Genomic DNA, 24155 nt, shown 5'->3' on the forward strand with positions numbered 1-24155 from the left:
TCCTGCCCGGCGCACGCCGAGCTCGAGGAAGTGCCTTCCTGCGCTGCGTCAACCCGCGGTCACTGCTTTGTCAACCCGTACAGGACCACCGCGGCGATCACGCACACACCGACACCGACCAGGACGACGACGAACCAGAAGGCGAACGCGCCACCGCGGGCCGGACGGCTCGTCGCGGACCGAACGGGGGCGGACTGGACCGGCGCAACAGCGACGGGGGCAACAGCCACGGCGGGGAAGGAGTGCACCGGACTCACCGCCGGCTTCTCGCGGACACATGACGGCGCACCGAGCCACGGAGTGAACGCCAACTGGCCGTTGCCGCGAGTCCTCTCCTTGCCCGTGTCCGTGACGTAGCGCCGCCATGTTTCGGCCATCGACTGCAAGGAGCGCGCGGAAGCGTGCCGGTTCGCGAGCTCCAGGAACTCGTGGAGCACCTCGGCATGGCCTTCGGTGAGGTGACGCCGCACATCACCGACGACGGCCTCCAGCCCGGCGTGCTTGCCGATGCACGCGACAGCCATGGAGGCGAACTTGAAGCAGTCGGTGCGCTCGTCCGGCACGGACGGCCAGGCTTCGAGGTGGTCAGGACGCATGGTCTGCGCTTCAGCCAGAGGAAGGGCGTTCACACCGCGCAACAGCATCGCGTCGCAGTCGATCAGGTATGCCGCAGGAGGCAGGAGGACCCCGCTCACCAGCGTGTTCTGCATGCGGTGGTCTCCGACGACAACCTCATTGCGGTGCAGGAACGACAACGTGCTCAGGAGGTGCCCCAGCCTGGCGATCGTCTGCGGCACGCTCACGTAGTCACGGGCACGGTGCTTCGCACGCTGCGCGTTGAGCGTGAGACCGGTCAGGTCACGCGGAACGGACGCGCCGTTGTCCAGACGCCAGAACGCATCCGGTGCGGGAGGCAGCAGAACACCCCTCGCCTGCCGGCCGTCCACGACGACATTCCTGATCCACGCCGTCCGCTCGTCGAGGAACGCCCGGTCCGCGAGGCCGAGGGACCTGCGCCACTCGGCCATCTTCGTCAGCTGGTCAGCCGATGCCCGGCGCGCGGTGTCAGGCACGTACCGCTTGTACAGCAGCACTTCGCCTGATGCCGCACGTACCCAGGTCACATCGGTGCTCTGACCGCCCGCAGTGAAGTTCCCGCCGGACAACGTCCGCAGGCTCGCGTGCCGCACCTGGATGGGATCGTTCATCTCATCGGTCCAGCTACCTCGTCCGGCGGACAACGAGGATCGTGCGGTCGTCACCCATGCCGCGGATGTCGAAGTCCAGCAACGTCGCGAACTTCGCCGCCGACATGTCCTCCTCCCGCACCGCGACGACGATCGCCGCTGCGAACTCGTCCGGCATCGCCTCCACGGCCTCGGACACCCCGTCCGTCACCAGCACGAGCACGTCGTCAGGCTGCAGCGCGACCTCGCCGCAACTGCTCGCATCAGGTGAGCCCGGAAGCGCTGGAGTGACGGACGTGCGCAACTCCTGCGGGCGTCCCGACAACCACGTCCACTGCCCGTCAGCCAGCGACAGCAGCAGCACCGCACTGTCGCCGTAGGTCAACCAGCTCAAAACGGTCACTTCATCTGCCACGCGCAGTGCTGCTGCTGCGAGCGTCGTCGCCGGCGGGTTGTTCTTGACAACGGATGTGGTGGCATCCGTCCTGGTGTCCTCGACCTGCCGGACCGCCTCGCTCGTGCTGTGCACGAGCTCCACGCAATGATCGTTCCATTCGGACGTCCCGGTGTCCGCCCAGTGCACGATGTCATCCACAGCGCACCACGCGGCCACCTCTGCGGCGATGTGCGCGTTCACCGCGGAACCCACACCATCCGCGACCGCCACCGCACAGGACCTCTCCCCCGCGGAGAACGCATAGGTGTCCTCGCGCACCTCGCCGTTGCGCCGGTGCCTTCGACCGATCAGCGACGCGGCGCTGAGTTGCAGGGGCCCCAGCTCGCAGCGGTGCCCCACGACGTCGGGCACGGTTTCGCGCTCCGCTCCCAGCGACGAGAGCGGCGCGGGCGCGATCTCGACGGCAACCTGCTCCGTCGAACTGTCGTCATGCGTGAACTTCCACAGACCTTCCACCTTTCCACCGAACCACGAGAAGATTCCACCGAAACCGTTGCCGGCTCGCGCTTCTCCCTTGCCCACCGTCACACCGCACTGTCGTCGAGACGGGTCATTCCAACCGGGGTGGGGAACGTGAAGTACCCCTGTGCCGTCGACGTCGTGATCGAGACGATGATGACCTTGATGATCGCCTGCAGCAGGATGCTGGCCGGCTCACCGGGGTTCGCGAGGAACGCGGCACCAGGCGGGTCGACGGACCGCAGCGCCCGCACAGTGGCCCGGTCGACGTTCCCGATGCCGAGCGCCACCACCCGCGGCCGGAACCCGTATCCGGGCGAGCAGAGCCGGTTCCTCGGCATCGACCACTCGGCGACGGTCTGGGTGTGCTTGCTGTGCCCGGCGTTGCCGTCGGTGATGAAGAAGACCACCGGCTGCTTCGGCCTGCACCGCTGCGCCACCATCTGGTCGATGTCGGCGCGGATGGTGGTGTTCAGGTGCTCCCACGCGCTCACGTAGTTCGTCCACTCACCACGCGGCAACGGATCGAGCCGGCCGGGATCGGCGATCGGTGTGAGCGGGTAGTGGGTGGCGGCGTCGTCGGCGAACGTGATCACAGCGACCCTGCCGATGTCCGACGCCTCGATGTCCTCGGCCAAGACCTCCAGCATCAGGCCGAGGGAGTCGTTCATCACCGCCAGCGGCGAGGACGCCTTGTCCGGCCACAGCTTCTCGTTCCACATGGAACTCGAGACGTCACACACGATGTAGAACGGCCAAACCTTGTGGATGGAACCTTCTACCCGGTTGAAACTGTCGAAGCCGACCACGATGCCTCCTCGGTGCGTGAGCAGACGGTTGATCGCACGACGAGCGGTGATCGTTTCACTCCAAGCGAATTCACCTCCGGGTGTTGCGTTTCCCTGGTCTGCGGCGATGTGCAGGGGGATGACAGGAGGTAGCGATGACGCCGGTTCCGCCGCTCGTCGTGGTGGTCGATGGCGTCCGCCACCGGCTTTCGCCCGAGGTCGCAACGCTTTTGGGCAGCGGAGTGGACGCACAGATCCGTGTCTCCGCAGGACCGGCCAGGTGGGCGCGTTTCCGGTACGCGGCAGGCTGGCGCTTGTACGTGCTGGAGCGCGGTAGCCACCTCGAGGTGGACGGCACGGCTGTCCGGCCGCTCGGGTCGAGCGGCATGGTCAGTGCGGCGCTCGCGGAAACCGGTGTGGTGACAGCTGAGTTGAGCGTTGGCCGGCATCGCCTTCACATGACCGTCGAAATCGGCGAGACGCCCACCCCGCCTCAAGCCCGGCGACCTGCACCGCCTCCACCTGCCCAACCGGTACCGCCGCCGCGCAGGCCGGCCACGTCGAGAACACCGGTGCCCTCGCTGGCACGACAGCAGTCGGCACAACGCTTCGAGCTCGGCGGCGAACCGGTCACGATCGGCCGGCGAGGCGGTGGCGCCGAGATCGAGGTGGACGGGCTCGACGTCGCTCTGCGCCACACAACGGTGCGCCGTGGCACCTCCGGCGTCGTCGTTCGTGACCTCAACGCGGGTACCGGAACGTTCGTCGACGGCAGACCGGTGCTGCACGCCCCCGTGCGGCCAGGTGGCTTCTTCCTCGTCGGCCACCACGTCTTCCGCGTGCTACCCGACCACGTCCTCGCCCACGAGACCTTGCCGACGCCGCCTTCGCTCACCCTCGCCGGGCTCACCATCCGCCACCACGGCAAGGACGAACCAACGCTCCACGACGTGTCCACCGCACTGCCCTCCGGCGGCATGCTCGCCGTCGTCGGTCCGTCGGGCCTCGGCAAGTCGACGCTGTGCGCCGGACTGCTCGGGGAGGCGGTGGTCGAGTCCGGCTGGGCCGAGGTCGACGGGATGCCCCTCGGTGGCGAGCACCAGCTGAACCCCGCGCTGGTGAGCTTCGTCCCCCAGACGTCGTCACTGCTCGAAGAGCTCACGGTCGAGCAGACGATGTGGCACGCCGCGCGACTGCGACTCGCCGCCGACACCTCCACCGCCGAGCTGTCCAGAAGCGTGCACGCCGTACTGCAAAGGCTTCACCTCCAGGCGTTCCAGAAGCAGACGGTGCACAAGCTGTCCGGTGGGCAGCGACGCAGGCTCAGCGTCGCCGTGGAGCTGTTGAACGACCCGCTGCTGCTGTTGCTCGACGAGCCGACTTCGGGTTTGGACGAGGGTTTCGACCGCATGCTCATGCGGGACCTCGCGCAGGTCGCCCGCGACGGTTGCGCGGTGGTCATCGTGACGCACACGATGGCACACCTGGAGGAGGCTTCGGCGGTGCTGGCCATCGCGGCGGCATCGGAAGCCGAGGCCCCGGCCACAGTCGGCTACGCCGGACCACCCGGTGGACTGCTCACCGCGTTCGCCGCCGATTCCGCCGCGGATGTCATGGACGCCTTGCGGGACGGGCACACAGCGGCTGCGGGCCCGCGGCCTCCGGCGACGCAGTCACCCCCGCAGCCCGGCACGTCGCACGACCCGCCGAGGAGAGGCCGCACCCACCCGTGGCGGCACGTGCTGGTGGTGAACCTGCGACGTGAGTTCCGCCGGATGTGGTTGCGCCGGTGGCTGTTCACCACCCTCGCCCTGGCGGGTCCCGTGGTGGCGGCCGCACTCGCGACGTGGACCAACGACCGCGGCTTCGTCGGTTCGCCCGCGCAACCGAACACGGACCTGGCGATGTCGCTCGCGGTCACGGCCATCTGCCTGTCCCTGCTCTCGATGGCGCTGTCACTGACATCGGTCGTGAACGACAAGGAGGTGGTCCGGAGGGAGAGTCGCTGGGGCGTACCGGACTCCGCCGTCGTGCTCTCCCGAGCGATCAGCCGCGGCGTGCCGGCGCTCGTGCAGGCGGCCGTCACCACGACGTTCCTGTGGCTCGGCAACGATCTGCGGCAGGACACCGCTACCGGGTTGCCGGCCGCGGTGGAGATCGGCCTGGTGCTCGCGGGACTCACACTGTGCTCGATGTGCCTGGGCGTGCTGGTCAGCTGCGTGTCGACGACGGCAGAGCAGGCCGTCGGCATGATGTCGGCGCTTTCAGGAGGAGCCGTCGTGCTGTGCGGCCTCGTGTTGCCGCTCGGCGAGTCGTCCGGCTTCGGCCGGTTGATCAACTGGCTGTCGTACTTCTTCCCCACTCGTTGGGCAACCAGCGCTCTCGCGGCCGCTGTGGACCTGCCCAACACCGCGATCGTGCACACCGATCTGATGTGGCGCCACGACGTGCAACACGTGCTGGTACCGCTCGTGGTGCTGCTGTTCGCGAGCACGCTGTTCTGCACCCTCGCGCCGATCGCATTGAGAAGAGTCCGGAACGATGTCCGACGTTGATGCGAACCGTCGCACGACGGGCCACCGTGACGAGCCGTTGTGGACCCGTGTCGGTCGTACCGCCGACGTTCTCCAGATACTCGGGTTCCTCGGCGTGCCAACAGTCATCGCAGTCATCATCTGGCTCACCTCGCACACCAACGACGACAACGCCGAGCAGGCACCCACCTCGGCCACGACCAGCACGACCGCTCCTGTCGCTACGCAGCTGCCGACGAACACGGGACCAACGACGACCACGCAGCCCACCTCGATGGCGCCCAAGCAGCAGCGAGCGCTGTTGTCCGAACTGCCGCTCGTCAGCGGGAGCAACAACATCGACCTCGACTTCGCCGACGTCGACATCGACGGCGTCCGGTACACGAGCAGCCTGCACTACCACTGCTCCCTGTACTGCGACGGAAAGTCACCGGCGACGTACGAGGTGTCGCTCGGTGGTCTTTACACGCTTTTCCAGGCGAAGGCGGGCATCGCGAGCACCGGCGCGAACGAGCCGACGAAGTTCGAGATCGAGGCGGACGGCGAGGTGACGACAGTCGTGGCGAGCGCGGGCAAGGCTCAGGACGTCTCCGTGGACGTCAGAGGCGTCCAGCGGTTGAAGATCCGGATCTACGCTCCGGCACCGCTGGTCGGGCCGTTGCAGGCGGGAGTGGACGCCACCAGCGGGGATGAGCGCGTGCTGCCGGACGCGGCACTCGGCTCGCCGGTCCTCTCCCGTTGACTCGGAGGTGTGCACCGCTCGGTGCGTCGAGCAGCCACACGGCGTTGCAGGCCGATGTGAACTGCCGGTCATCGACGGTCTGCGGGACTGATCTGTTACGGCAGATCCTGGTGAACCGCCCGAACGACACTTGCGCCCCACGCTGTCCGGTTTGCTAGCTTTGCCCGATGAGTCGCGTTGGCCGCCTGGTGCGCACGGGGTACTACACCGTCGGTTATGGACGCCGGTTCCCCGGCCACGCCCGCGTCGAGCGGTTCGTCCGCGAGTTCGAGGCGCGGGAGGCCAAGGGCGACACGCCCAAGGAGCAGGCGGCGTGGGACGCGCAGTACGCCCAGGGTGAGTGGGACCACCTCACCGGGCTGAAGGAGCTGGCTCACTACGCGGTGATCGTCGGGTACGGGACGTTCCTGAGACCCGGCGGCAGTGTCCTCGACGTCGGGTGTGGCGAAGGGGTGTTGCAGGCGCGGTGGGCGCCGCACGGGTACGAGCGGTACCTGGGGCTGGACATCTCCGAGGTCGCCGTGCGGAAGCTGGCGGGGCGGGTCGATGAGCGGACGGAGTTCAGGGCCGCCGATGCCGACGAGCACGTGCCGGACGGGAAGTTCGACGTGGTCGTCTTCAACGAGAGCCTGTACTACCTCAACGACCCGCTGGCCGCGTTGGGGCGCTACACCGAGGTCCTCAACCCCGACGGGGTGGTGATCGTGTCGATGTTCCAGGGGTCTCGGCGGTCGCGGGCGATCCTCGGTGCTGTGCGGCGGGAGCACCGGGTGGTGGACAGCACGCGCACCACTCAGGGTGCGACGTCGTGGGACTGCCTCGTCATCAGGCCCTCTCAGCCCGCGTAGTGCACGTCCGGCCAGGGCGGGGTGGCCATGCCGGCGCCGATGTGGAAGCTCGGGTGCGGGGGCTGGTTGTAGGCCGTGTTCTGCCAGGCGATGGCCACGCGGTACATCGGGTCGTGCATGAGGGTCGGGATGCGGCGGTCGGTGGGGGCCGGGGTGCTGTAGATGCGCAGGGCCCGGTTGTCGGTCGTGGGCCAGATGACCTCCTCGCGCCAGTCACCGAGGATGTCGCCGGAGAGCGACGGGTTCGACTTGGTGCCGTTGTTGGAGTGCACGCCCGAAGCGGTGAGCAGGCGGGTGTCGGCGCTGGTGCCGTACTTGTCGACGCGGGTGGCGTCCAGGAGCTCGCGGGAGGGGTCGCCGTCCCACCACAGCAGGAAGTTCGCCGACGACGGCTTGCGGCCGACGGTCTGGCCCCTGGTGTTGCGGAGCTGGCTGTCGGCGCTGGACCACGACTCGGCGCCGGGGCTGCCGGCGTGGATGTCAGCGGAGACTCCACGGCCGTTGTCGCCTGCCGGGGCGGTTTGCCAGAGGACCTGGCCGGTGCGGGCGTCGGCGAACCAGGAGGCCGGCTGGCTGGTGTTCTCGGAGACCTTGTAGTACTCGAGGCCGGGGCGGGACGGGTCGAGGTCGCCGAGGTGGGCGGCGTCGCCGTGGCCGAAGCGGGTGTTCCAGAGGCCGCGGCCGGTGTCGTCGACGGTGGCGGCGCCGTAGACGATCTCGTCGCGGCCGTCGGCGTCCACGTCGCCGATGGTCAGGGAGTGGTTGCCCTGGCCGGCGTAGGTGGTGTTGCTGTTCGAGTCGAACGTCCAGCGCTTGGTCAGCTGGCCGCCACGGAAGTCCCAGGCGGCGATCACGGCACGCGTGTAGTAGCCGCGGGCCATGATCAGCGACGGGCGGGCGCCGTCGAGGTAGGCGGTGCCGGCCAGGAAGCGGTCGACGCGGTTGCCGTAGCTGTCGCCCCACGAGGAGACGTTGCCGCGCGGCGGGTCGTAGTTCACCGTGGACAGTGCGGCGCCGGTGAGGCCGTTGAACATCGTGAGGAACTCGGGTCCGGACAGCACATAACCGTCGCCGTTGCGGTAGTCGGCGGAGGCGTTGCCGATGACCGTGCCGCGACCGTCACGGGTGCCGTCCGCGGTCTTCATCGCGACCTCGGCGCGGCCGTCGCCGTCGTAGTCGTAGACCTGGAACTGGGTGTAGTGCGCGCCGGAACGGATGTTGCGGCCCAGGTCCACCCGCCACAGCCGGGTGCCGTCGAGGCGGTAGGCGTAGATGAAGGTGTTGCCGGTGACGCCCGCCTGGGAGTTGTCCTTGGCGTTGTCCGGGTACCACTTCAGGAAGATCTCGTACCGGCCGTCGCCGTCCGCGTCGCCGACGCTGGCGTCGTTCGCGCTGTAACCACTGGCGGGCGGGGAGATCGGCACGTCGAGGTAGCCGGCCGGGAAGGACAGTGACGCCGCGGCGGGTTGTTCGACGCCGTTGACGACGGCGCGGACGGTGTAGGACGCGCCCGCCGCACCACCGGCGTCGAGGTAGTTGGTGGACGTCGTCACGGGTGCGGAGTTGAGCTTCGCACCACCGCGGTAGACGTTGAACCCGGTGTCCCGCGCGTCGCCGGCGAGCAGCCGCCAGCTGACCAGGTTCCCGCTGCCGGAACGGACGCTGACCACACCGCGGTCGAGCCGTTCGACCTGTTTGCGCCCGGTGGGGTCGTCAGGCACCTGGGCGCCGGCGGTGGTCACACCGCCGGCCACCACACCGATCACCGCTCCCACCGCCGCTACGCGCACACCAACGCTGCTGAGCACGTCATCTCCTCCGATCCGCTTTCTGGGAACGCTCCCAGAAACTTGCCGTGCCCCATGACAGCACCGGTCCACGGGAGGGTCAAGGGTGAGAACGGATCAGCGAACGGCGCGAACGGGTTCTTTCGGTAAGCGCTTTCCCGCTTCTACCAGGCCATTTCAGCACTTCACCCAGTAGCCGGGAGAAGTCTGCCGGATCGTGCTGGTGACGAAGGTGTTCCAGAGACCGAGAGCCTGACCCGAACCCAGCGCGTAGGTCTGCCCCGCGTTGGCGTGGGCCCGACCGGCAGTGGTGTGGGCGTAGTTGCTCGCGGTGACACACGACGACGGCGGAGTGGTGGTGGTAGTGGTCGTCGTGGTCGGCGGCGTCGTCGTCTGACCGCTCGTCAACGCCTTCACCATCGCCACCACGGCGGTCATCTGCGGACCGGACTTCAGCGGGTACTGCGCGGACTGGTAACCCCACCAGTCCCAGCAGCCGCGCGGGTTGCCGGTCATCGTCGTCGCCTGCGGGTAGAGCACGATCATGCCGTTGGTGTCGGCGTACTCGTTGAGATAACCCTTGTCCATCAACGCGTTGCCGACCAGGCCGAAGTACTGGTAGCAACCGTGCAACGTGACCATGAGCTTGCAAGGACCACTCTCACACGCTCGCGGGACGTACGCGAACCCCTCCCGGCCCATGCTGATCGCCGCCGCGTTGCCACCCGGCGCGTACCGGCCCTGGTCGAACTGGACGAGCTTGCCCGTCAACGACGTCGCGGGTGCGGCCACCGAGCCGACCAGGTGCCCGAGCATCTCCCGCACCGGGTCGGCGGTGCCGCAGTTGTTGACGTACGGCGAGGCCGTCGACCCGCAGCTGTTCGGCCCGATCGGGCTGACCCACGCGTGCCCGGCCGCCGAGTTGTTGTTGTAGACCACCCGAGCGCCGAAGTCGCGGTAGTACGTGGCGAGGTCGTCGTTCACCGCGCGGTCCACGGTCTGGTCGGCGTTGCCGTGGAACAACCACACCGGGTCGCCGGACAGGTTCTGCACCGGGTCGACGGTGCCCGCGGACGCACGGGTCCTGGTCAGCTGCTCCAGCTCGGCCGGCGTCTTGCGCGGCGTGAAGGTGTCCATGCACGCGTTCAGCGCGGTGGCCACGCTGTTCTGGGCGCAGTCGTAGGCACCGGCGGAGAAGATCCCGGCGCCCTGGAACACCCCGGAGTACGCGACGTGCAGCTGGTTGGCCATGAAACCACCGGACGACAACCCGCTGACGTAGGTGCCGGTGATGTCGTACCGGTCCAGCGTGCCGGGCTGCGGCGCGGGAACGGCGGCCAGCGAGATCGTCAGGGAAGCCGCGGCCAGGCCGGTGGCCGCGGCGAGGGCCAGGAACACGTTCCTGAGTCGCATGTGTTCGCCTCCGTCATTGCAGGCAGGGACATGACAACCCCAGTCAAGACCTGACAAATGGTCCGCACCACGTGTACGGCCACCACGAAGCACCGCTGTCTGCCGTGGACTCACACCATTGCCCCGACTGGCAAGTGGTCATATGGCAGCGAGTGCGGCGACTGTGCCAGCGACGATCCTGGCCTGTGCCTCGGCGCGGGACGTGGTGGGCACCCCGTCACCGGGTTGGTCGCCGTAGTCGCCGAAGAACGCGTGCACCGCCCCCGGCACGACCTCGAACCGGGCGTCAGGGGGCAGCTTCGAGCGCGAGTCAGCCACGTCCTGCGGTGTGGTGAACCCGTCCCGCTCCCCCGAGATCGACCAGGCGACGACGTCCCGCCCGGACAGGTCGTCCACCGGGTACGACGCCCACAGCACCAGCCCGCGCACCGACGGGTCCGCGAGCACGTCCCGTCCCGCCGCCACCCCGCCCAGGGAGTGGCCGCCGACCGCCCACACCGGCACCTCCGGGTGGGCCGCGCGCAACGGTGCCGTGTCACCGCTCAGCAACGCCATGTTCAGCGGCTCCCGCACCACGACCACGAGGAACCCCTGCGCGGCAACGCGGCGCAGCAACGGCACGTAGGCGCGGTGGTCCACGCGAGCACCGGGGTGGAAGACCAGCCCAGCGCGCACGGCACCGTCAGGCCGCAGCACCGTCGAGGAGCCCTCCACCCGCGTGGCCGCGAACGGCTGCAGGTACACCACCGGCACGAGCAGCAGCACGGCCAGCACCACCGCGAGCCACCCCGGCACCCGCCGCCACAGCGCGATGCCCACGCCCACCGCGACGACCCCACCGAGCACCACCAGGTGCGCGGGATGCCCCGCCGTCAACGGTCCCCAGCCGGCGACCAGCAAGACCAGCGGGACCAGCACGCAGGCCGCCCCCGCCAGCCGCCGCACCCACGTCACGAGCGGACCAGCCGCGCCACCCGCACACCCGCCCAGATCAGCAGCGCGAGGACCCCCACCAGCAGGTACTCGATCAACGGGATCCGCACCACCTCGTCGATCCGGTCGAGCCCGCGCCACGAGTACACCGCCAGCGCCGCCACCACGAACAGCCCGCCGATCCACCACCGGACCCGCAGGCTCAGCCCGACGCCGTGCATCTGGGTGAGCACGAAGATCGCCACGAACCCGAACAGGAACATCGGCCACATCCCGTCCGGCCCGGAGTTCATCACCGCGACCAGCGTCCCGTGGACCGCCACCATCAGCTCCAGCGTCAGCGTCCACCAGCGGTCGGTGTGCGCCCGGGTGAACATCAGGCTGCTCTGCACCAGCAGCAGGAACATGTAGAAGAACCCGATGAGGTGACCGCTGGTCGACTCCATCGGGTGGTACCAGAACGTGTAGACCGCGGCCCAGCTGAACAGGTAGCCGTGGTAGCGGCGGGCGAACGAGACCACCTGTGCGGAGATCGGCGCCGACCAGGTGAGCACGAGGCCGCGGCGCCGGTTCTCCATGAGCAGCACCCACACGAGCAGCAGCACCACGGAGCCCTGCGAGCTGAAGATCGACACGTCCTGCGCCAGGCCGTCGTAGAACACCTGCGTCTGGACCGCGTGCAGGGCGAAGAACCCGCCGTTGGCGGCGAGCGCCCACACGTTCACCCGGTGCAGGCCGTCGGTGTAGTGGCGGACGCGGGTCTGCGCGTAGTAGATCAGCCACCACGAGACCAGCTGGTGCGCCGCGTAGCCCACCCAGGCGGACGCCCTGGTCCAGACGGTCGGGTCCGGCAGCTTCCAGTAGTACCAGGACGCGCCCTGGTCCGGCAGCAGCTCGACCCCGTGCAGCCCCTGCCCCAGCAGCCACACCAGGCCCGTGAGCAGCGCACTCGCCGCCACTCCCCACACCAGCACCCCGCGACCGGAGCGCCGCACATCGTTCAGCATGCTGAGCATTATGCACGGTTCGTCGTGATATGTTCAGCGCGCTGAGCAAATCAGGAGGGATCACGGTGGCCCGATATTCGTTGCGCGTCAACGGTGAACGGCACGAGGTCGACGTCGAGGGTGACACTCCCCTGCTGTGGGTGTTGCGCGACGAGCTGGGGCTGACAGGCGTCAAGTACGGGTGCGGGGTCGGCCTGTGCGGCGCCTGCACGTCCCATGTGGACGGTGAGGCGGCCAGACCGTGCGTGCGCACGACCGCCGACAGCACGAGAACGCGGATCACCACGATCGAAGGGCTCTCCCGCACCGGCGACCACCCCGTGCAACGGGCCTGGCGCGAGCTCGACGTCGCACAGTGCGGCTACTGCCAGCCGGGCCAGGTCATGGCCGCGGCGGCGTTGCTCGCCCGCGATCCCGACCCCGACGACGCGGCGATCGAGGAAGCGTTGCGGGACAACGTGTGCCGCTGCGGCAGCTACCCGCGCATCCGCGAGGCCGTGCGCCGCGCGAGCCGCCTCATCCGCGGGGAGGACCGATGATCAGCAGGCGGACCCTGTTGCGCGGCGCGGGAGCCGGCGCGCTGGTGGTCGCGATCCCCGTTCCCGCCCTCGCCGCGGAAGGCCTCACCCCCAACGTCTTCGTGCGCCTCGACGACGCGGGCCGGATCACCGCGACCGCGCCCCGGCCGGACACCGGTCAAGGCGTGCGCACGGTCGTCGCGTTGATGGTCGCCGAAGAGCTCGCGGTCAACACCAGTGACATCACGGTGGAACAGGCCCACGGCGACACGGAACGCTTCGGCCCTCAGGGCGTCCAGAACTCGTCGTCGGTCAAAGGGCTCGCCACCCCGATCCGCACCGCCGCGGCGACCGCGCGCTGCCTGCTCGTCACGGCCGCCGCACAGCGCTGGAAGGTCCCGGTCGCCGAGTGCGCCGCGAAGGACGGCGCGTCTGCCACCCGCGCCGGGCCGGCTCCCCTACCGGCGCTCGTCCGCCGCCGCCGCGCTCGACCCGCCACCGTGCCGGTCGAGCTCACGCCGCCGGAGAAGTGGCGGCTGCTGGCAAGACCCGCGGCGGCCGGGTGGACGCGCGCGACATCGTCACCGGCCGCACCGAGTACGGCATCGACGCCCGGCCGGCCGGCGGGTTCGTCGCGGTCGTGGCCAGGCCACCGTGGCTCGGCGCCGTTCCCGACACGATCGACGACACCTCTACCCGCGCGTTGCCGGGCGTCATCGACGTCCTGACGCTCACCGCACCCGCCGAGGGCCAGGGTGGTGTCGCGGTCATCGCGAAGACCACCCACCAGGCGTTGCGCGGCCGGGACGCGCTGCGGATCACCTGGCGCGGCGGCACTCCCACCGCGGACAGCCGGGCGTGGCTCGCCGGCCTGGAGTCCGCGCTGCCCGCGCAGAGCCCGATCGAGGGCGTCCAGCGCGTCTGCCGGATGCCGTTGCTCGCGCACGCGCCGATGGAACCGATGAACGCCACCGCACACGTCCGTCCCGACGGCCTCACGGTGTGGGCGCCGACGCAGGACCCCGGCAGCCTGCGCACCCAGCTGGCCCGCCAGCTCGCCATCCCGGCGGCGTCCGTGCGGGTGGAGACGACGGCGTCCGGCGGCGCGTTCGGGCGGCGCGTCGAACCCGACCCGGTGCTGGAGGCGGTGGCCTGCTCACGCCGGGCGGGCGCGCCGGTCCAGGTGCTGTGGACCAGGGCCGACGACATGCGCCACGACTCCTACCGGCCGATGTCGGTGCACCGGATGACCGCCCAGGTCGGCGCCGACGGCCTGCCGACGAGGCGCACGCACGAGGTCGTGACCTGGCCGTTGTCGATCCTGCCGCCGTTCGCCAACCCCGCGTTGATCAAGCTCAGCGGCGACCACTTCCCGTACGCCGTGCCCGGCGACGTCTCGGTGATCGTCCGACCGGCACCGCTGCGCACCGGGTTCTGGCGTGCGGTCTACGCCGGGCAGTTCCTCTACGCCGAGGAGAACTTCCTCAGCGAGCTCGGCGCGCGTGCGGGCCTCGACCAGATCGCGCTGCGCCGATCGCTGCTGCCGGCGGGGTCGCGGCTGCACGCGGTGCTCGACGCGGTCGCCGAGAGGTCGCGGTGGAGCACGCCGCCGAAGCCCGGCACCGCCCGTGGCGTCGCCTGCCACGAGGACTACGGCTCGGCGATCGCGGTGGTCGCGGTCGCCGAACCGGAGTCGCGCCGGGTGCTGCGGGTGCACGCCGCGGTCGACGTCGGTGTGGCCCTGCACCCGTCCGGCGTCCGCGCCCAGGTGGAGGGCGGTGTGGTGGACGCGGTGTCCACTGTGCTCGGTGCCCAGATCACCGTCCGGGAAGGACACGTCGTCGAGTCGTCGTTCGGCGACTTCCGGTGGGCGCGGATCGGCCAGATCCCCGACATCGACGTCACGATCGTGCAGACCAACGCCCCGCTGGGCGGTCTCGGCGAGCTGGCGTACCCGCCGGCGGCCGCGGCGATCTCGGCGGCGCTCGCGGCCGGCACGCCGGTGACGGGCATGCCGTTCGGGACCGACGTGGGGTGATCGGGCGGGTCTGGGATGATGGAGCCGTGGCCGAGGGAGACGAGCTGGCGGTGGCACGCCGCCCGGACCAGGTGGGCGCGGACGTCGCCTCCTGGCCGACCGGCAGGCTGCTCTCGGTCGCGGCCCGCGTCGTCGAGAAGCGGTTCGAGGACTTCCTCGCGGGGCGCGGCCTCACCCACGCCGGGATGATCACGCTGCACCACCTCGCCGACGGGCCGCGGTCGCAGCGCGAGCTGGCCGTGCTGTGCAAGGTCACCGACCAGACGATGAGCCGCACGATCGAGCACCTCGACCGCGGCGGCCACGTCGTGCGCAGCCAGGACCCGAACGACCGCAGGCGGACGTCGGTGAAGATCACCCCGGCCGGTCGCCGCGCGCTGGCCGCGGCCCGCCGGGAGGAACGCGAGTCGGACACGCTGCTCGGCGCGGTCGACGACTACGAGCACTTCCGGCGACAGCTGATCGCGTTGATCGCTGCCGCCACCTCGACCACAGAGGACTAGTCCGTACGCTCTGCGGCCGAATTAACCGAGAAACTTCTTGCAACTCTTCCCGGTGCACGTGCCCGCCTGGTACGACGGGAAGACCCCTGCTAGCAAGGAGACAACGTGGTTTCCTCGGCTCTTCGCGTCCTGCTCACGGCCGTGCTGGCCGTAACACTGTTCACACCGGTGCAAAGTCTTGCAGCGCCACCGGGGAACAAGGACGTCACCGTCACCCTGTTCCAATGGCCGTTCGCCCGCGTGGCCTCGGAGTGCACGAACGTGCTGGGCCCCAAGGGCTATGGCTACGTGGAGGTCTCACCCGCCACCGAGCACGTCCAAGGTCCGCAGTGGTGGACCTCCTACCAGCCGGTCAGCTACCGGATCGCCGGGCGCCTCGGCGACGAGAACGCGTTCCGGAACATGATCTCGACCTGCCACAACGCGGGCGTCAAGGTCATCGCGGACGCGGTGATCAACCACATGAGCGCGGGCTCCGGCACCGGCACCGGCGGCACGAGCTACTCGAAGTACAACTACCCCGGCGTCTACAGCGACTGGGACTTCCACCCGTGCCGCTCGCCGATCAACAACTACCAGGACCGCTACAACGTCCAGAACTGCGAGCTGGTCGGTCTGTCCGATCTGGACACCGGCAGCGACTACGTGCGCGGTGCGATCGCCGGATACCTCAACCGGCTCATCGCGATGGGCGTGGACGGGTTCCGCATCGACGCGGCCAAGCACATCGCCGCCGCCGACATGTCCGCGATCAAGTCGAGGCTGACCAACCCGAACGTGTTCTGGGTGCACGAGGTCATCTACGGCGCCGGTGAGGCGGTGCAGCCCGGCGAGTACACCGGGTCCGGTGACGTGGACGAGTTCCGCTACGCCTACGACCTCAAGCGGATCTTCACCAACGAGAACCTGGCCTACCTGCGCACGTTCGGCCAGTCGTGGGGCTTCCTGCCCAGCGGCCAGGCCAGGCCGTTCGTGGACAACTGGGACACCGAGCGCAACGGGTCGACGCTGACCTACAAGGACAACTCGACCTACACGCTGGCGAACGTGTTCATGCTCGCCTGGAACTACGGCGCGCCGCAGGTGTACTCGGGCTACGAGTTCAGCGACAAGGACGCGGGTCCGCCGGGGAACTCGGTCTGCTACAGCGGCTGGAAGTGCCAGCACGCGTGGACGCAGATCGCGAACATGGTGGCGTTCCGCAACACCGTGGCCGGCACCGACGTGAACAACTGGTGGGACAACGGCTACGACACCATCGCGTTCGGTCGCGGCAACCGCGGTTACGTGGCGATCAACCGGGAGACCTTCCCGGTGACGCGCACGTTCCAGACCGCGCTGCCCGCCGGGAGCTACTGCAACGTCCAGGAGAACGGCTGTGTGCGCGTGAACGTCGACTCGAACGGCCGGTTCACCCACACCCTGGGTGCGGGAACCGCGCTCGCCCTGCACGTGAACGCGCGTTAGCCAAGAGATGAGGCGGTGCCCGCCGCGGGAGCCTCGGCCGCGGCGGGCACCGCCTCAAGATCCGCAGGAGTCCCTGACCACCAGCTTGGTCGGCAGGACCACCGGCTCCTCCCGGCCGGCCCCGGTGACCATCGCCATGATCGCCTTGGCCGCCGCCACCCCGAACCCCGGTTTGTCCTGGGCCACCGTGGTCAGCGCGGGCTCGACCAGTGCGGCGATCTCGATGTCGTCGAACCCGACCAGCGCCAGGTCGTGCGGCACGCGCAGACCCGCGGCACGGGCGGCGAGCACCGCGCCGACCGCCATCTCGTCGCTGGCCGCGAACACCGCCGTCGGCGGCTCGTCCAACGCCAGAAGTCGTTTCATCGCAGCGGTTCCGCTGGCCCGGTAGAAGTCACCGGCCACCACGTACTCGTCACGCCACGGCAGCCCGGCGTCCTGCAGCGCCGCGCGGTACCCCGACACGCGCGCCTGCGACGGCTGGTTGCCCGGCGGCCCGGTGATCGTGGCGATCCTGGTGTGCCCGAGCCCGGCGAGATGACCGGTGGCCATCCGCGCGCCACCGGCGTTGTCCGACGTCACGTACGTCGCTTTGGGACCGTCGACCGCCACGTCCAGTGCCACGCAGGGAACTCCGGACTGCGCGAAGGCCTCGAACGCCTCGGCGTCCGACCCGCTGTCGATCAGCACCAGCCCGCCGAGGTGGTGGCGGCGGGTCATGTTCACGTACCCGACCGGGTCCGCGAGCGAGGCACCGACCTCACGGGCGTCACCGCTGGTCGCGAGCATCAGCAGGTGGTAGCCGTGCGCGCTGAGCGCCGACTTCAGCCCGATCAGCAGGTCCTGCAGGTACGGGTGCCGCCAGCCGGGCCTGCGGTGGTCGGTGTCCCAGACCAGCCCGATCATGGTGGACTGCTTGGTCGACAACGCCCGCGCGGACTCGTTCGGCTGGTAACCCAGTTCCCTGGCCACCCGCAGCACGCGTTCGCGCGTGTCCTCGTTGACCGTTTCCGGCTGGTTGAAGACGCGCGACACCGTCGCCACGGACACGCCGCAGAGCTGGGCGATCTCTCGCCCGGTCGCCATCGGCACCTCCATCTGACCGTAAGCGGTTACATAGACCCTACGAGCAGCACTTCTCCTAGTCAAACGCCTGCTTTAGTTGATCTGTTTATCGTTTTGTTACTTGACGTTCGCCGTGTAACCCCGTTGTCATAGGCGCCACACATCTTCGGCTGGCAGTTCCGCACAATCGTCGGCTCACCTGCACCAGAACCACTTTTCTCTTCAGCGCGCCCAAAATTCGACGGAGGCCTGTAAATGCGCCCCAAAGCACTCGCCATCGGCTGTGCCGTGCTGGCGACCGCCGTGGTGCTCAGCGGTTGCGGCAGCAGCACCGCGGGCGGCGGCAAGACGAAGCTGACCATCGGCCTGTTCGGCAACTTCGGCTACGCCGAGCTGCTCAAGGAGTACGCGGCCGTGCACCCGGACGTCGAGATCACCGACCGGACGGCCTCCTACTCCGACCACCACAAGAACCTCGCCGCGCACCTCGCCACCAGCAGCGGTTCCGCGGACATCGAGGCGGTCGACACCGGTTACATCAACCAGTTCAAGGCGACGCCGGACAAGTTCGTCGACCTCAACACCAAGGGCGGTGACCAGCTCAAGGACCGCTGGCTGCCGTGGAAGTGGGAGGGCTCGCTGTCCAAGGACGGCAAGCAGATCGGCTACGGCACCGACGTCGGCGGCCTCGCCATCTGCTACCGCCGCGACCTGCTGCAGAACGCCGGGCTGCCCGCCGACCGCGACCAGGTCGCCGCCATGTGGCCGACCTGGAAGGACTTCATGGCCGCCGGCAAGAAGTTCCAGAAGAAGGCGCCGGAGGGCGTGAAGTGGTTCGACGGCGGGCCGACCGTGCTCAACGCGATCGTCGGCCAGGCCTCGGTCGGCTACTACGACAAGTCCGACAAGATCGTCGTGGGTGAGAACAAGGAGGTCAAGGACGCCTGGGACCTCGTCGTCGACGGCGTGAACTCGGGCCTGTCGTCGAAGCTGCTGTTCTCCACGCCGGTGTGGAACACCGGGTTCAAGCAGGGCCAGTTCGCGACCGTGACGTGCCCGGCCTGGCAGATGGCCAAGATCAAGGACCAGGCCGGACCGGAGGCCGCGGGCAAGTGGGACGTCACGTCCGTGCCCGGCGGTGGCGGCAACTGGGGCGGCTCGTACCTCACGGTGCCGAAGTCGGGCAAGAACATCGACAAGGCCGTGGAGCTGGCGGCGTGGCTGACCGCGCCCGAGCAGCAGGCGAAGGTGTTCAAGAGCGCCGGGCTGCTGCCGTCGATCCCGAAGCTGTACGAGGACCCGTCCATCGTGGACTACAAGAACCCGTACTTCAACGACGCGCCGATCGGCAAGCTCTTCACCGACGCGGCGAAGAAGCTGAACCCGCAGTACCAGGGCCCGAAGGCCGGCGACATCCAGACCGCGATCGGCAACGCGATGCAGCGCGTGGAACAGGGCAAGCAGAACGGCGAGGACTCGTGGCGCCAGTTCGTCGGCGACGTGCAGAAGTGACGCGCTGACATGGTCTTGATGGACAAGACGGCCAGAAGGCACCGCTGGGACACGAAGTTCGCGCCCTACGGGTACGTGGCGCCGTACTTCCTGATCTTCGGTGTCTTCGGGCTGTTCCCCCTGCTCTACACCATCTGGGTGTCGATGCAGCACCGCAACCTGCTCGACGAGGGCGGCGCGTACGTCGTCTGGTTCGACAACTACGGCAAGCTGCTGGCGGACCCGTACTTCTGGAACGCCATGGGCAACACGCTCAGCCTGTGGCTGCTCACGACGGTGCCGCAGATCCTGTTCGCGCTGTTCATCGCCCAGCTGCTCAACCGCAAGGTCCGCACCCGCACGCTGTTCCGGATGGGCGTGATCCTGCCGAACATCACCTCGGTGGCGGCGGTGACGATCATCTTCGCGCAGCTGTTCGGCCGGGACTTCGGCCTGTTCAACTGGGTGCTGGGCCTCTTCGGCGCCGGGCAGATCGACTGGCAGGCGGGCACCGCCACCTCGCACATCGCGATCGCCGTGATGGTGGTGTGGCGCTGGACCGGCTACCACGCGCTGATCTTCCTCGCGTCGATGCAGGCGATCCCGTCGTCGCTCTACGAGGCGGCCACGCTGGACGGCGCGAGCGGGCGCCAGCAGTTCTGGCGGATCACGGTGCCGCTGCTGCGGCCGCAGATCATCTTCTCGACGATCATCGCGACCACCGGCAACATGCGCCTGCTCGCCGAGCCGCTGCTGTTCAACCCCGGTGCGGCCGCCGCGACCGGTGGCTCGGACCGGCAGTTCCAGACCGCCGCGCTGTACCTGTACGAGCAGGGCTTCACCAACTACGACTTCGGCTACAGCTCGGCGATCGCGGTCGTGCTGGCCATCGCCACGGTCATCGTCGCCGGTCTCGGTTACCTGGTGACCAAACGGATCCGGACGGAGTGACCATGACCGCGTTGCTGGAGCGGCCCGCGCCGGTGAAACCCGCCGGGCCCTCGTCGAGGGCGCGCAGGCTCGCCAGGCGGGTCGCCGGGCCGTGGACCTACGCCGCGCTGATCGCGATCCTGGCCGGTTCCGCCTTCCCGGTGTACTGGTCGTTCGTGGTGTCCTCGCAGACACCGGACGCGATCGACAGCGTGCCACCGGTGCTCGTGCCCGGCGGCCACCTGTTCGAGAACATCGCCCGCGTCTTCGACACCACCGACTTCGCGCTCGCGATGATGAACTCGATCATCGTCGCCGGCACGGTCACGGTGTCGGTGGTGCTGTTCTCCACCCTGGCCGGGTTCGCGTTCGCCAAGCTGAAGTTCCGCGGCCGCAACGTGTTGCTGCTGCTCATCATCGCCACCCAGGCGATCCCGACCGAGCTCGGCATCATCCCGCTGTACATGATGATGGCCGAGTTCGGCTGGGCGGGCGAGATCCACGCGGTGATCGTGCCGGGCCTGGTGACCGCGTTCGGCGTGTTCTTCATGCGCCAGTACTTCGAGCGCGCGATCCCGAACGAGCTGCTGGAGGCGGGCCGGATGGACGGCTGCCACTCGTTGCGGCTGTTCTGGCACGTCGCACTGCCCGCGGCCCGTCCGGCGGCGGCGGTGCTCGGGTTGTTCACGTTCATGCAGGCGTGGAACGACTTCTTCTGGCCGCTCGTGGTGCTGGTGCCGGAGAACCCGACGGTGCAGACCGCTCTGTCCACTTTGGCCAGTGGCTACACCACGGACTACACGCTGGTGCTGACCGCCGCGACCATCGGCACCGTGCCCGTGCTCGTCGTGTTCCTGTTGTTCGGCCGCCAGATCGTCGGCGGCATCATGTCGGGCGCCGTCAAGGGCTGACCCCTCGCAGAGGAGTAGTAGTGAACTTTCCGGCCGGCTTCCGCTGGGGTGTGGCGACCTCGGCCTACCAGATCGAAGGGGCGGCGGGCCTCGACGGCCGCGGACCGTCCATCTGGGACACGTTCGCGGCGGTGCCCGGTGCCGTCGCGAACGGTGACACCGGTGAGGTGGCCGCCGACCACTACCACCGGTGGGCCGACGACCTGCGCCTGCTGACCGACCTCGGTGTCGACTCCTACCGGTTCTCGGTGTCGTGGTCGCGGATCATGCCGGAGGGCCGGGGGCGGGTCGAGCAGCGCGGTCTCGACTTCTACCGCCGGCTCGTCGAGGCGTTGCGGGACAACGGCATCGAGCCGTTCCTCACGCTGTACCACTGGGACCTGCCGCAGGCGCTGGAGGACACCGGCGGCTGGCGTGAACGCGACACGGCCCTCCGGTTCGCCGACTACGCCGCGACCGTGCACGACGCGCTCGCGGACGTGGTCAGCAAGTGGACCACGTTGAACGAGCCGTACTGCTCGTCGATCGTGGGCTACGGCGAGGGCCGGCACGCTCCCGGTGCCCGCGAGGGTCACGGCGCCCTGGCCGCCGCCCACCACCTGCTGCTCGGCCACGGCCTGGCGGTGCGGGCGATGCGCGCCAACGGCGTGCCCGGCCAGGAGTTCGGGATCGTGCTCAACCAGTCCCCCACCGTGCCGGTGACCGGCTCCCCCGCCGACGTCGCCGCGGCGACCCGGCAGGACGTGCTGCTGCGCCGGCAGTTCACCGACCCGGTGTTCGGCGGCGAGTACCCCGCCGAGATGACGTCGATGTTCGGCGCGATCACGGACTTCTCGTTCCGCCACGACGAAGACCTGTCGATCATCGGCCAGCCGCTGGACTACGTCGGCCTGAACTACTACTACCGGCTGCACGTCGCCGACGCCCCGCACCGCGAGCCCGACCCGGCCAAGCGCACCGCGCATGACATCGGCGTCGACACCACCCAGCTGCCGGACGTGCCGCGCACCGGCATGGGCTGGCCGGTCGAGGCCGTCGGCATCACCACCGCGCTCGCCGACCTCAAGGCCCGCCACCCCGAGCTGCCGCCGATCTACGTCACCGAGAACGGCTGCGTGTACCCCGACCGCGAAGGGTTCGAGGACACCGAGCGGATCAGCTACCTGGAGAGCCACATCGCCGCCGCCCTCGCCGCGGACGTGGACCTGCGCGGGTACTTCTGCTGGTCGCTGCTCGACAACTTCGAGTGGGCGCACGGGTACAAGCACCGGTTCGGCCTGGTCCACGTCGACTACGCCACGCAGGAGCGCACCCCGCGGGCCAGCTACCACTGGTACCGGAAGTTCATCGAGGCGGCGCGGGGGTAGGCGCTGTCCTGCACGTCCGCTCGACGGGAGTCACAGGCGGGAGTGGCTCACATGGTGCCGCCGGAGCGCCCGTACCGGGTGGTCCGGCGGTCCCTGGCAGGCCGACGCGCGGTCACCGGCGCAGGCCTGCCGCGTTCGTGCAGCAGGCCCAGAACGCGACGACGTCGGCGTGCTCGTCGCCGGTGCCGGGCAGGTAGTGCGTCGGCCGTTCGCGCCGGTCGTGCCAGAACCGGCCGGTGCGCGGGGCCGGGGTGGTCGCGGCCAGCCAGACCGCGGTGTCGGCACCTTGCTCGGCCGTGCGCAGCAACGGCCTGGTGAGCCGGTGGAAGCCGGGCAGCGACCCGGCGGCACCCGGTGTGTCGGCCCAGCCGGGGTGCATGGCGTGCACCCCGATGCCCTCGGCCGCGTACCGCCGCGCCAGCAGGGGCACGAGCGCGACCTGCATGCGTTTGGTGCGGGCGTACGCGGTCGCGCCGCGGTACTCGCCGTCGCGGTACTCGGGGTCGTCGGCCCGCAGCCGCTGCGTGTACATGCCTCCCGACGACACGAACACGACCCGCGCGTCCGGGGAGGCGGCGAGCAGCGAGCGCAGCAGGTCGGTGAGCAGCAACGGGCCGAGCACGTGCGTGGCGAACGTCAGCTCGTGGCCGTCGTCGCTGGTCGTCCGCCGGGCCGGCAGGGTGCCCGCGTTGTGCACCAGGACGTCGATCCGTTCGAACTCGGTCAGCAGCTCGCTCGCGAACCGGCGCACCGAGGCGAAGCTCGACACGTCGCAGTACCGGACGAACACCACCGCGCCGGGCACGGAGGCGACGATCTCGTCCCGCGCGGCCCGGCTCCCGGCCTCGTCGCGGACGGCGAGCACGACCGCGCAGCCGAGGCGGGCAAGACCCAGCGCGGTGGCCTTGCCCAGCCCCGAACCGGCACCGGTCACGACGGCGAGCCCGCCCCGCAGCACGCCCGGCTCCGGGTCGTCCGCCGGCCAGGACCTGCGACGCAGCCGGAAACCCCACCGCGAGTAGCCGGGGACCACGAGCCGGTCCATCACGACGTCGAGCACCGGCGCCACCTCCCGCAGGAGGTTCGGTTCAGCGGGCCGATCCGGTTCAGCCGAAGCGCAACGGTGTGCGCGCGGGTTCGGCGAGCACCCGCGACGCCAGCCAGGCCAGCCCGTCCGCCGTGGCCGCCGGGGTGCCGGTCGGCTGGACGACGTGGCTGAGCACCGTGCGGGTGACGACGTCGATGACCACGCCGACCTGCTCGCTCGTCAACGCCGGGCGGTAGGCCTCGACGCGGTCGGCGAGCATCTTCTCCACCTCGGTCAGCAGCGTCTCGGCCCTGGTGGTCAGCAACGGCACCAGCTCGGTGTCGGCGCCGTGCGTGGCGGACGCGATCGCCCTGACCAGCAGGTTGTTCCCGGCCATCTCCAGCACGTCGCGCACGGCGTCGTGGATCGCCTCGACGAGGTCCTCGGGGTGCCGGTCGAAGGCGGCGCGGATCGCGGCGAGGAACCGGTCGAGCTCGTGCGCGAGCATCGCGTCGGCCAGCGCGTTCTTCGACCCGACCTCGTTGTAGACGGTCTGGCGGCTGACGCCGACCTGCTCGGCGAGCCGCGCCATGGTGACCGCGGCCCAGCCACCCCGCGCGGTCATCTCGACCGCCGCCTCGATGATCGGCCGCCGGTGCTGACCTGCTCCTGGCTGACCCATA

General features: G+C 69.5%; 22 protein-coding genes. 12 read left to right on the forward strand and 10 right to left on the reverse strand.

The genetic code is table 11. The features are described 5' to 3' along the window. Positions 1-59 precede the first annotated feature (59 nt). From BBK82_RS00355 to BBK82_RS00365, 3 genes are all read right to left on the reverse strand, one after another. Positions 60-1208, reverse strand: coding sequence for a hypothetical protein (locus BBK82_RS00355; RefSeq protein WP_065913178.1), 1149 nt, complete (start codon positions 1206-1208; stop codon positions 60-62). A 13-nt stretch (positions 1209-1221) separates the two neighbouring features. Continuing rightward, complete coding sequence (locus BBK82_RS00360; protein WP_170067851.1) at positions 1222-2100, reverse strand: protein phosphatase 2C domain-containing protein; 879 nt, start codon at positions 2098-2100, stop codon at positions 1222-1224. A gap of 68 nt (positions 2101-2168) precedes the next feature. Further along, positions 2169-2825, reverse strand: coding sequence for a vWA domain-containing protein (locus BBK82_RS00365; protein WP_154696964.1), 657 nt, complete (start codon positions 2823-2825; stop codon positions 2169-2171). A 638-nt stretch (positions 2826-3463) separates the two neighbouring features. On the opposite strand from BBK82_RS00365, the gene BBK82_RS00370 reads away from it, so the two are divergent. From BBK82_RS00370 to BBK82_RS00380, 3 genes are all read left to right on the forward strand, one after another. Continuing rightward, positions 3464-5446: an ATP-binding cassette domain-containing protein gene (locus tag BBK82_RS00370; protein WP_065913181.1), complete on the forward strand. Its 1983-nt coding sequence runs from the start codon at positions 3464-3466 to the stop codon at positions 5444-5446. Positions 5447-5540: 94 nt separating this feature from the next. After that, complete coding sequence (locus tag BBK82_RS00375; protein WP_170067852.1) at positions 5541-6167, forward strand: NPCBM/NEW2 domain-containing protein; 627 nt, start codon at positions 5541-5543, stop codon at positions 6165-6167. Positions 6168-6334: 167 nt separating this feature from the next. Then, a complete protein-coding gene (locus BBK82_RS00380; RefSeq protein ID WP_083267709.1) occupies positions 6335-7015 on the forward strand; it encodes a class I SAM-dependent methyltransferase in 681 nt (226 codons plus the stop codon). On the opposite strand, the gene BBK82_RS00385 is transcribed toward BBK82_RS00380, so the two are convergent. The 4 genes from BBK82_RS00385 to BBK82_RS00400 all read right to left on the reverse strand — a co-directional run bounded on the left by BBK82_RS00385 (position 7003) and on the right by BBK82_RS00400 (position 12155). Continuing rightward, entirely contained in the window at positions 7003-8823 is a 1821-nt protein-coding gene (locus BBK82_RS00385; RefSeq protein WP_269466116.1) for a rhamnogalacturonan lyase, read from the reverse strand. The two genes, BBK82_RS00380 and BBK82_RS00385, sit on opposite strands and share 13 nt — an antisense overlap. 156 nt (positions 8824-8979) lie before the next feature. After that, positions 8980-10215 (reverse strand): extracellular catalytic domain type 2 short-chain-length polyhydroxyalkanoate depolymerase, encoded by a 1236-nt coding sequence (locus BBK82_RS00390; protein ID WP_065913184.1) that lies wholly within the window; start codon positions 10213-10215, stop codon positions 8980-8982. Positions 10216-10353: 138 nt separating this feature from the next. Then, a complete protein-coding gene (locus tag BBK82_RS00395) occupies positions 10354-11169 on the reverse strand; it encodes an alpha/beta hydrolase (RefSeq protein ID WP_170067853.1) in 816 nt (271 codons plus the stop codon). Then, positions 11166-12155: a hypothetical protein gene (locus tag BBK82_RS00400; RefSeq protein ID WP_218920561.1), complete on the reverse strand. Its 990-nt coding sequence runs from the start codon at positions 12153-12155 to the stop codon at positions 11166-11168. The genes BBK82_RS00395 and BBK82_RS00400 overlap by 4 nt, the downstream gene beginning before the upstream one ends. Positions 12156-12220: 65 nt before the next feature. Between BBK82_RS00400 and BBK82_RS00405 the strand changes: the two genes are divergently transcribed. The 5 genes from BBK82_RS00405 to BBK82_RS00420 all read left to right on the forward strand — a co-directional run bounded on the left by BBK82_RS00405 (position 12221) and on the right by BBK82_RS00420 (position 16681). Continuing rightward, positions 12221-12694 carry a (2Fe-2S)-binding protein gene (locus BBK82_RS00405; protein ID WP_237047973.1) on the forward strand — a complete coding sequence of 158 codons (474 nt, stop codon included), beginning with the start codon at positions 12221-12223 and terminating at the stop codon, positions 12692-12694. After that, positions 12691-13401: a molybdopterin cofactor-binding domain-containing protein gene (locus tag BBK82_RS53635; protein WP_071812501.1), complete on the forward strand. Its 711-nt coding sequence runs from the start codon at positions 12691-12693 to the stop codon at positions 13399-13401. The genes BBK82_RS00405 and BBK82_RS53635 overlap by 4 nt, the downstream gene beginning before the upstream one ends. 233 nt (positions 13402-13634) lie before the next feature. Further along, positions 13635-14711: a molybdopterin cofactor-binding domain-containing protein gene (locus BBK82_RS00410; RefSeq protein WP_418287557.1), complete on the forward strand. Its 1077-nt coding sequence runs from the start codon at positions 13635-13637 to the stop codon at positions 14709-14711. 26 nt (positions 14712-14737) lie between these two features. Beyond that, positions 14738-15214 carry a MarR family winged helix-turn-helix transcriptional regulator gene (locus BBK82_RS00415; protein WP_237047974.1) on the forward strand — a complete coding sequence of 159 codons (477 nt, stop codon included), beginning with the start codon at positions 14738-14740 and terminating at the stop codon, positions 15212-15214. Between the two features lie 168 nt (positions 15215-15382). After that, positions 15383-16681: an alpha-amylase gene (locus tag BBK82_RS00420; RefSeq protein WP_237047975.1), complete on the forward strand. Its 1299-nt coding sequence runs from the start codon at positions 15383-15385 to the stop codon at positions 16679-16681. Positions 16682-16735: 54 nt separating this feature from the next. Here BBK82_RS00420 and BBK82_RS00425 read toward each other — a convergent pair whose 3' ends face one another. Next, on the reverse strand, positions 16736-17767 hold the full coding sequence (locus BBK82_RS00425; protein WP_237047976.1) for a LacI family DNA-binding transcriptional regulator: 1032 nt from the start codon (positions 17765-17767) through the stop codon (positions 16736-16738). 234 nt (positions 17768-18001) lie between these two features. Between BBK82_RS00425 and BBK82_RS00430 the strand changes: the two genes are divergently transcribed. The 4 genes from BBK82_RS00430 to BBK82_RS00445 are packed head-to-tail and all read left to right on the forward strand — an operon-like array spanning position 18002 to position 22445. Beyond that, positions 18002-19258 (forward strand): ABC transporter substrate-binding protein, encoded by a 1257-nt coding sequence (locus BBK82_RS00430; protein ID WP_065913189.1) that lies wholly within the window; start codon positions 18002-18004, stop codon positions 19256-19258. Between the two features lie 18 nt (positions 19259-19276). Beyond that, positions 19277-20188: a carbohydrate ABC transporter permease gene (locus tag BBK82_RS00435; RefSeq protein WP_170067854.1), complete on the forward strand. Its 912-nt coding sequence runs from the start codon at positions 19277-19279 to the stop codon at positions 20186-20188. A gap of 2 nt (positions 20189-20190) precedes the next feature. Beyond that, the gene (locus tag BBK82_RS00440; RefSeq protein WP_065913191.1) at positions 20191-21078 is read left to right on the forward strand and encodes a carbohydrate ABC transporter permease; all 888 of its coding nucleotides are present in this window, start codon (positions 20191-20193) and stop codon (positions 21076-21078) included. 20 nt (positions 21079-21098) lie between these two features. Next, positions 21099-22445, forward strand: a complete 1347-nt coding sequence (locus BBK82_RS00445) for a GH1 family beta-glucosidase (RefSeq protein ID WP_065913192.1) — start codon at positions 21099-21101, stop codon at positions 22443-22445. A gap of 112 nt (positions 22446-22557) precedes the next feature. Here BBK82_RS00445 and BBK82_RS00450 read toward each other — a convergent pair whose 3' ends face one another. Next, the gene (locus tag BBK82_RS00450; RefSeq protein WP_237047977.1) at positions 22558-23505 is read right to left on the reverse strand and encodes an SDR family NAD(P)-dependent oxidoreductase; all 948 of its coding nucleotides are present in this window, start codon (positions 23503-23505) and stop codon (positions 22558-22560) included. A 46-nt stretch (positions 23506-23551) separates the two neighbouring features. Continuing rightward, positions 23552-24154 (reverse strand): TetR/AcrR family transcriptional regulator, encoded by a 603-nt coding sequence (locus BBK82_RS00455; protein WP_065913193.1) that lies wholly within the window; start codon positions 24152-24154, stop codon positions 23552-23554. Between the last annotated feature and the right edge of the window lies 1 nt (position 24155).

The sequence above is a fragment of the Lentzea guizhouensis genome, from assembly GCF_001701025.1.
Lineage (GTDB): Bacteria > Actinomycetota > Actinomycetes > Mycobacteriales > Pseudonocardiaceae > Lentzea > Lentzea guizhouensis.